Below are 7,688 nucleotides of genomic sequence, written 5' to 3' on the forward strand. Positions count from 1 at the left end.
CCCTCTCCCCCGCCCCTCTCCCATGAATGGGAGAGGGGAGAAAACCGGAGGGGAGCAACCATCCCCCTCAGAAATACCCCACGAACCGCTTCATGATCGGCGATAGCGCTTCCGCGCGATGTGCCATCAGGATGCGGCTGGCGGCGTCCGGGCCGGCAATCGGCAGATAGGTCACGCCCGGAATGCCTGTCCGCGCATAGATCTGCGGCAATACCGAAATCCCCGCGCCGCTGGCTACCAGGCCGATGATCGTGGTGGCCTCGCGCGCTTCCTGCGCGACGTTGGGCGCGAACCCGGCGCGATTGCACAGCGTGGTCGCATGGTCGAACAGGCCGCAGCCCAGGCCACGCGGGAACAGCAGGAAGCGTTCGCCCGACAGCGCGCTGATGTCGATCTCGTGCGGGCCTGCTGCCAGCGGATGGGCCACCGGCACTACCGCCACCAGCCGGTCGGCCAGCACCTCGCGCACGGCAATGCTGGCCGGTGGCCGGAACTGCGGCGACGGCCGCAGGAACGCGATATCGATCTCGCCGTTTTCCAGCTGCTGCAACTGCTGGCCGGTCGACATATGGACCAGCTCCAGCCTTGCATTGCGATGCGCCTCGCGAAAGGCGTGCACCGCGCGCGGAAACATGTCCTGCATTGGCACGGATGCCGTGAACCCCACCCGGATCTCGCCAGCCTCGCCCGATGCCACCTGCTTGACCACTTCGCGCGCCTGATCCAGGTTGGCAAGCGCCGCGCGCGCCTTGTCCAGGAACAGTTCGCCGGCAGGCGTCAGGGCCACGTGATGGCGCGAGCGTTCCAGCAGCGGACTGCCCAATTCCTCTTCCAGCGCCTTGATCTGCACACTGAGGGGCGGCTGGCTCACATGCAGGCGCCGCGCTGCCTCGCTGAAGCTCAGCGCCTCGGCCACGGCCACGAAATAGCGAAGTTGACGGAAGTCCATTGATAGGGATTCGAAATAACAAGCTATCTGAAAACGTATTGGACAGTATCACGGGTGCCACCCAGAATGCGAGCACATCCTCAAAACATCTGGAGACTTGCATGCTGCGCGGGCTCGCTCGTATTCGTAATCTGCAGGGCGGGAGCCGCCCGGTACTGGCAACGCTGATGGCCGCAACGGTGGCTGCCCTGGCGCTGGGCGCCACGGGGGCCCGGGCCGACAGCTATCCCGACAAGCCGATCCGCCTGGTGGTGCCGTACGCGGCCGGCGGCGCGGTCGACATCGTGGCCCGCTCGGTGGGCCAGCGCATGAGCCAGCTGCTCAAGCAACCGATCATCGTCGACAACCGTCCCGGCGCCAGCACCAATATCGGCATGGATTACGTTGCCAAGGCACCGGCCGACGGCTACACGATCATGATGGCGTCGAACAGCCTGGCTACCAACGCGGCACTGTTCAACAAGCTCAGCTTCAACCCGGCCACCGATTTCGCGCCCGTGGCGCGCATTGGCGAGGCATCGCTGGTGGTGGTGGTACCGGCCAAGTCGCCGTTCAAGTCGCTGAAGGACCTGGTTGCCCAGGCCAAGGCGCAACCGGGCAAGCTCAACTACGCATCGGCAGGCAACGGCAGCTCGGGCCACCTGGCCGGCGAAATGCTCAAGGACACGGCCGGTATCGACGTGCTGCACGTGCCCTACAAGGGCGGCGCGCCGGCAATCACCGACCTGATCGGCGAGCGCATCACGTTCATGCCGATCAATCCGCTCGAAGTGATTTCGCATATCAAGGCCGGCACGCTGCGGCCGCTGGCAGTCGCCAGCACCCAGCACTCGGCACAACTGCCGAGCGTGCCGACGGCCAAGGAAGAGGGCCTGCCGAACTTCACCGCATCGGTGTGGTGGGGCCTGGTGGCCCCGGCCAGGACGCCGGCCCCGATCATCAAGCAACTGAACACCGCCGCCAATGCCGCGCTGGCCGACCCCGAAGTGAAGAAGCAGCTGGGCCAGCTTGGCGTGACGATCGTATCGGGCTCGCCGGAACAGTTCGGCCAGTTCGTGAAGACCGAAACCACGACGTGGAACAACGTGATCCGCAAGGCCGGCATCACCGCGGACTGACGTTCTCAAAGCTACAGATTTAAGGAAGTTACGATGTCCCAACCCCAAGCAACCCAGCCGTCGATCCTGGTGGTCAGCGCACATGCGGCCGACTTTGTCTGGCGTGCGGGCGGCGCGATCGCGCTGTATGCCGAGCGTGGCTACCACGTGCGCATCGTCTGCCTGTCGTTCGGCGAACGTGGCGAATCGGCCAAGATGTGGCGCCAGCCGGGCATGACGATCGAGCGCGTCAAGGCCGCGCGCCTGGAAGAGGCGCAGCGCGCCGCCGACATCCTGGGCGGCACGCTGGAATGCTTCGACCTGGGCGACTATCCGCTGCGCGTGCCCGACGCAGCGCTGCTGCGCCTGGCCGATATCTATCGCGAGATTCGCCCGGAACTGGTGCTGAGCCATTCGCGCGAGGACATCTACAACTTCGACCATCCGCTGGCCACGCACGTGGCGCAGGAAGCGCGGGTCATCGCCCAGGCCCACGGCTACAAGCCCGAGGTGCCGGTGATTGGCGCGCCGCCGGTGTTCCTGTTCGAGCCGCATCAGCCCGAACAGTGCAACTGGAAGCCTGACGTGCTGCTGGATATTTCATCCGTCTGGGAGAAGAAGCAGCGGGCGTTCACGACCATGGCCGCGCAGGAACACCTGTGGGAGTACTACACCCGCGTGGCGCTGCAGCGCGGGGCCCAGGCCACGCGCAATTCGGACAGCAAGATTCAATACGGCGAGGGCTATGCCCGCGTGTTCCCGCAAGTGACGGAGGTGCTGGCATGAGAAACGTTGCCTACCGCAACATCCTGCGCGCCGAGGCGCGCGACATCGAATCGCTGGGCAAGTCCGGCGTGGCGACGGTGCACGAGGCCCAGCGCCGCACCGGCCTGATGAAGCCGTACCTGCGTCCGATCCAGTCGGGCACGGCCATCGCCGGCAGCGCCGTGACGGCGCTGATGCATCCGGGCGACAACTGGATGATCCACGTGGCCGTGGAGATGATCCAGCCCGGTGACATCCTGGTGGTGGCGATGACCAGCGACTGCACCGACGGCGTGTTCGGCGACCTGCTGGCAACGTCGCTGAAGGTGCGCGGCGCGCGCGGCCTGATTCTTGATGCGGGCTGCCGCGACGTATCGACACTCAATGCGATGGGATTCCCGGTGTGGTCCCGTGCGGTGTCGGCGCAGGGCGCCGTCAAGGAAACCGTTGGCGCGGTCAACGTGCCGGTGGTCTGCGCAGGTGCGCAGGTACGCCCCGGCGACGTGATCGTCGCGGACGACGATGGCGTGGTGGTGGTGGCGCGTCCGCACGCGGCCGAGATCGCCCGCAAGGCGGCCGAGCGCGAAGCGCTGGAGGCAGGCAAGCGCGACAAGCTGGCGTCTGGCGTGCTGGGCGTGGATATGTACAACATGCGCCCCGGCCTGGCCGACAAGGGTCTGGTCTACCTGGACCAGACCGTGGACTGGTACAGCGGCGCCGACGAGGCGTGATGCGCTGAGATACCGGTGCGCTGGCGTCGCGCGGACCGCGATGCCGGCGTATCTGGTATAAGTCCCCCCACAACATCGAAGCCGATCCCCCGCTGGCGCGGGCGGGCCGGCCCAGCAGGGGGACCAGATGGAATTGCGCCAGCTTCAGTATTTCGTGCGGGTGGTCGAACTGGGCAGCATGAGCCGTGCCGCGCTGGAACTCGACATGGTGCAATCGGCGGTCAGCCAGCAGATCAGCCGCCTGGAGAGCGAACTCGCCACCCGCCTGCTGCGCCGCACGCCGCAGGGCGTGACCCCCACCGAGGCCGGCCTGGCCTTTTTCCACGAAGCCCAGCTGACCCTGCGCCACGCCGAGCAGGCGCGCCGCGCCGCGCATCAGGCACGCCTGTCTGGCGCCGTCAGCGTGGGCCTGGCACCGACCACGGCGTCGGTGATCGGTGTGCCGCTGATCCGCGCGATGCGCGAACGCTATCCCGACGTGCGGCTGCACATCGTGGAAAGCCTGTCGGGCCACCTGACCGCGATGCTGAACGCGCGGCAGCTCGACCTCGCCGTGCTGTTCGGCACCCACGCCGCCCGCCGCTGGACGGTGATGCCGCTGCTCGAGGAAACCCTGTTCCTGATCCAGTCGCGCCAGGCGCTGCCACAGGGCAAGGCCGATCCGCCCACGCAGCGCTCGGTGGCCGACCTGGCCGATGTGCCGCTGATCATGCCAAGCGGCGTCCACGGCCTGCGCAGCACGCTCGATGCTGCATTCGCCCGTGCAAAGGTCACGCCCCGCGTGATCCAGGAGGTGGATTCGCTTGCCATGCTGATGGATGCCGTCGACATGGGCTTCGGCGCCACGTTGCAGCCCTGGGCGGCAGTGGGGCGCTATCCCGACGCGGAAGCGCGCTTCCATCTGGCACAGATCGACGATCCGCAAGCGGGTCGCCAGAACCTGCTGTGCAGCCTGTCCGACGATGAACTGTCGCCTGCCGCGCTGGCCTTGCGCGTGGTGCTGGCCGATACGGCACGCGGGCTGGTGCGTTCCGGCGAATGGCGCGGGGCGCGGCTGCTGGAGAGCTAGCCCCGTCATGCGCCAGCCGGCCTGCGACAGCGGGCTGGCCGCTGGTGAAACGCCTGGCCGCTTCCTATGCTTGCTGTGGACAGGGCGCCGGCATCGTGCAGCGCCCGCGACATAGGGCAGGGTGGCCGTCATGCGCGCATTGATCCTCTGTGCCGTGCAGTTTCTGCTGGCGCTGACGTGGACACTCTACGTCTCATTCCTGCCGCAACTGGCCGCACAGGCGGGCTTGCCGCGCGCGCAGGTGGCCTGGATCCTGATGATGGACCAGGTGATCTTTGTCGTCACCGATCTTGCGCTTGGCGTGATGGCCGACCGCGTTGCCAACGCCATGCGCCGGCTGGGCGGCTGGGTGCTTGCCGTATCGGTGGTGTCGGCGCTGGCCTTCGTGCTGTTGCCCCGGGCGGTGTCACCGGCCTGGCTTGTGGCGCTGACCGCGCTATGGGCAGCCACGTCGTCGGTGCTGCGCGCGCCACCGATGGTCATGATCGCGCGCCGGCTGCATGGCAGCACCCCGTCGTTCCTGGTGGCCTGTTCGCTGCTGGGCGTGGGGCTTGCCGGCGCCCTGGCCCCGATGCTGACCGCGCGGCTGCGCGACGCTTCGCCGGTGCTGCCGTTTATCGCGGCCAGCGTGGCGCTGGTGGTTGCCGTGATGGCCTTGCGATGGATGGAGCCCACCGCCGCGCCGGGCCATACCGGTGCGGCCGAACCGGTTCCTTCATCGGGCGACCGGCCACGCTGGACGCACGCATGGCTGCTGTTTGCCGCCTTCGGCCTGCTTGCGCTCGGTTTTCAGATCCATACCGCCGTCAACTCCACGCCGGCCTACCTGCGCTACGTGTCGCCCGCGCAGCTCGTGCAGGTGACCCCCGCCTTCTGGATCGGCTTCGCGCTATGCGTGCTGTTGCCCGAACTGGCCGCGCTGCGCCGCTATCCCGCCCGTTTGCTGTTGCTGCTGGCTGCCGCATGCGGCGCGCTGGCGCTGTTCGGGTTTGCGGCCGCCGGTTCGCTGAAGGTCGTGCTTGTTGCGCAATGCCTGGTGGGAGGGCTCTGGGGCGTGCTGTTTGGCGCGATGCTTCGTGCCGCGCTGGATGCCGGCCATGTTGGCCATGAAGGGGCGTTCACGGGATGGGTATTTGCCGTCGCGGCGATTGCCGCGTTCATCCGGATCGCGACGGTTTCCTCGGGCGCCAGCAAGGCGGCGCCTTTGGCGGGCTGGCTGCCGTGGATGCCCGCCGTGGCGTGGAGCATGGCCGCCTTGTTGCTGGCGGCACTGGTGCTGACCTGCGCGGCGCCGGGCCGCTGGGATGCCCGTTCGCTGGCAGGGCGGTGATGGCGCGTTGTCAGTGACTGATCATCCAGGGGCGGCCGCCTGGCTGCTTGACGGCGTTGGGCGGGCTGGCGAGCTTGACCGGCCCGCAGCAACCGCACCCCGCGCCGTGCGACCGGCTTTCTTTCGGTGCTGCCGCGCTGCGCTCGTTGGTCGCATGCGCGGCCAGCGTCGCCGCGCCGAGGCTGCCCAGCGCCGGGGCCGCCACCAGCGCGCGGCCGGCGGCGGTGCCGCAGCCGGGGCAGGCGGCCGGCTCGTCACGCCGGGCGATCGGACGCATCACGGTGAACATGCCACAGTCATGGCAGCGATAGTCGTAGGTGGGCATGGCGGCTCCGGCGGCGGGGTGGGCAGGCTCAGATCAGGTCCGGCGACAGCGGCAAGTCCACGCCGCCCTGGATCATCCGGGTGGGCCCGCTCGCGCTGGGACGGATATCGAAGTCGAAGATCTGCGTCGGCAGCCATAGCGTGGCGCAGGCATTGGGCACGTCCACCACGCCGCTGATATGCCCCTGCACGGGCGCCGTTCCGAGGATCGAATAGGCCTGCGCGCGCGAATACCCGAACTTCGTCAGGTACTCGATGGCATTCAGGCAGGCCTGACGATAGGCAACGTTGACGTCCAGGTAATGCTGCTTGCCCGATTCATCGACCGAGATGCCTTCGAAGATCAGGTAGTCGTTGTAGCTGGGCGTAATGGGGCTGGGCTTGAAAATTGGATTGCGAACGCCGTACTTGGCCATGCCGTCCTTGATCAGCGTGACGCGCATATGGACCCAGCCGGCCATCTCGATGGCGCCGCAGAACGTGATTTCGCCATCGCCCTGCGAGAAATGCAGGTCGCCGACGGACAGGCCGGCACCATCGACATAGACCGGAAAGTAGACCTTGGCGCCGCGCGATAGGTCCTTGATGTCGCAGTTGCCGCCGTGCTCGCGCGGTGGCACGGTGCGGGCGCCCGTGGCGGCGGCCTGGTTGCGGGCATCGCCCTGGAGCCGGCCCATGTGCGCGGTGGCGGCAAACGGCGGATTGGCAAGCGCGGGAACACGGTTGGGGTCGGTGGCCAGCAGGTCGGCCTCGCGCTGGTTCCAGGTGTCCAGCATGGCCGGGTCCGGCAGGCAGCCGATCAGCCCCGGGTGGATCAGCCCCGCGAAGTTCACGCCCGGAATATGGCGCGACGACGTGAACATGCCGTGGAAGTCCCAGATCGACTTCTGGGCCTGCGGGAAATGATCGGTCAGGAAGCCGCCGCCGTTCTGCTTCGAGAAGAAGCCGTTGAAGCCCCACTGGCTGTCGGCCTTGGCGCCGATGTCGAGCAGGTCCACCACCAGCAGGTCGCCCGGTTCGGCGCCTTCGACGCCAACCGGGCCGGACAGGAAGTGGACGATGGACAGGTCGATGTCGCGCACATCGTCGGCGGAATCGTTGTTCTTGATAAAGCCGCCGGTCCAGTCGTAGGTTTCCAGAATGAAGTCGTCGCCCGGCTTGACCCAGCAGGCCATGGGAATGTCGGGGTGCCAGCGGTTATGGACATCGGGATTCTCGTACGGCGATTGGGCCAGATCGACCTTGATCAGGGTATCGGTCATGCGCTTGCCTCCTGGGTGCGTGCAGGGATGGATGAAGGGATGGACGAAGGGGTGGAAACTGGGGGCGGACTACTAGATGTGAAGCGTCAAGACGTTATTTCCTGACGCTGGAAGTCGGGACATGGGCGCAAGGCCGCCAATACCGCTATGTGGTCGGTGCC

Annotated in this window: 8 protein-coding genes; 5 read left to right on the forward strand and 3 right to left on the reverse strand. The window is 67.2% G+C overall.

Annotated elements, in window-relative coordinates; genetic code table 11:
- Positions 1-67 precede the first annotated feature (67 nt).
- Positions 68-949, reverse strand: coding sequence for a LysR family transcriptional regulator (locus A9J21_RS15625; RefSeq protein WP_066737164.1), 882 nt, complete (start codon positions 947-949; stop codon positions 68-70).
- A gap of 101 nt (positions 950-1,050) precedes the next feature.
- Here A9J21_RS15625 and A9J21_RS15630 point away from each other — a divergent pair, with 101 nt between their 5' ends.
- The 5 genes from A9J21_RS15630 to A9J21_RS15650 all read left to right on the forward strand — a co-directional run bounded on the left by A9J21_RS15630 (position 1,051) and on the right by A9J21_RS15650 (position 5,941).
- Positions 1,051-2,067: a tripartite tricarboxylate transporter substrate binding protein gene (locus A9J21_RS15630; RefSeq protein WP_066737166.1), complete on the forward strand. Its 1,017-nt coding sequence runs from the start codon at positions 1,051-1,053 to the stop codon at positions 2,065-2,067.
- A gap of 33 nt (positions 2,068-2,100) precedes the next feature.
- Positions 2,101-2,832, forward strand: a complete 732-nt coding sequence (locus tag A9J21_RS15635; RefSeq protein WP_066737168.1) for a PIG-L deacetylase family protein — start codon at positions 2,101-2,103, stop codon at positions 2,830-2,832.
- Positions 2,829-3,542, forward strand: coding sequence for a 4-carboxy-4-hydroxy-2-oxoadipate aldolase/oxaloacetate decarboxylase (locus A9J21_RS15640; RefSeq protein ID WP_066737169.1), 714 nt, complete (start codon positions 2,829-2,831; stop codon positions 3,540-3,542). Before A9J21_RS15635 ends, A9J21_RS15640 begins: the two co-directional genes overlap by 4 nt.
- A 127-nt stretch (positions 3,543-3,669) precedes the next feature.
- Positions 3,670-4,611 carry a LysR substrate-binding domain-containing protein gene (locus A9J21_RS15645; RefSeq protein WP_066737173.1) on the forward strand — a complete coding sequence of 314 codons (942 nt, stop codon included), beginning with the start codon at positions 3,670-3,672 and terminating at the stop codon, positions 4,609-4,611.
- A 130-nt stretch (positions 4,612-4,741) separates the two neighbouring features.
- The gene (locus A9J21_RS15650) at positions 4,742-5,941 is read left to right on the forward strand and encodes an MFS transporter (RefSeq protein ID WP_066737174.1); all 1,200 of its coding nucleotides are present in this window, start codon (positions 4,742-4,744) and stop codon (positions 5,939-5,941) included.
- A gap of 10 nt (positions 5,942-5,951) precedes the next feature.
- On the opposite strand, the gene A9J21_RS15655 is transcribed toward A9J21_RS15650, so the two are convergent.
- Together A9J21_RS15655 and fmdA are read right to left on the reverse strand one after the other, a co-directional pair.
- Positions 5,952-6,266, reverse strand: a complete 315-nt coding sequence (locus A9J21_RS15655) for an FmdB family zinc ribbon protein (protein ID WP_066737176.1) — start codon at positions 6,264-6,266, stop codon at positions 5,952-5,954.
- 28 nt (positions 6,267-6,294) lie between these two features.
- Positions 6,295-7,527 (reverse strand): formamidase, encoded by a 1,233-nt coding sequence (fmdA, locus tag A9J21_RS15660; protein ID WP_066737178.1) that lies wholly within the window; start codon positions 7,525-7,527, stop codon positions 6,295-6,297.
- Positions 7,528-7,688 lie beyond the last annotated feature (161 nt).

The organism is Cupriavidus sp. D384 (assembly GCF_001652915.1).
Taxonomy (GTDB): Bacteria; Pseudomonadota; Gammaproteobacteria; order Burkholderiales; family Burkholderiaceae; genus Cupriavidus.

Coding starts and splice junctions, on each gene's coding strand:
- A9J21_RS15630 (WP_066737166.1), top strand. CDS start 1,051: ATGCTGCGCGGGCTCGCTCGTATTCGTAATCTGCAGGGCGGGAGCCGC.
- A9J21_RS15625 (WP_066737164.1), bottom strand. CDS start 949: ATGGACTTCCGTCAACTTCGCTATTTCGTGGCCGTGGCCGAGGCGCTG.
- A9J21_RS15655 (WP_066737176.1), bottom strand. CDS start 6,266: ATGCCCACCTACGACTATCGCTGCCATGACTGTGGCATGTTCACCGTG.
- A9J21_RS15645 (WP_066737173.1), top strand. CDS start 3,670: ATGGAATTGCGCCAGCTTCAGTATTTCGTGCGGGTGGTCGAACTGGGC.
- A9J21_RS15640 (WP_066737169.1), top strand. CDS start 2,829: ATGAGAAACGTTGCCTACCGCAACATCCTGCGCGCCGAGGCGCGCGAC.
- A9J21_RS15635 (WP_066737168.1), top strand. CDS start 2,101: ATGTCCCAACCCCAAGCAACCCAGCCGTCGATCCTGGTGGTCAGCGCA.
- A9J21_RS15650 (WP_066737174.1), top strand. CDS start 4,742: ATGCGCGCATTGATCCTCTGTGCCGTGCAGTTTCTGCTGGCGCTGACG.
- fmdA (WP_066737178.1), bottom strand. CDS start 7,527: ATGACCGATACCCTGATCAAGGTCGATCTGGCCCAATCGCCGTACGAG.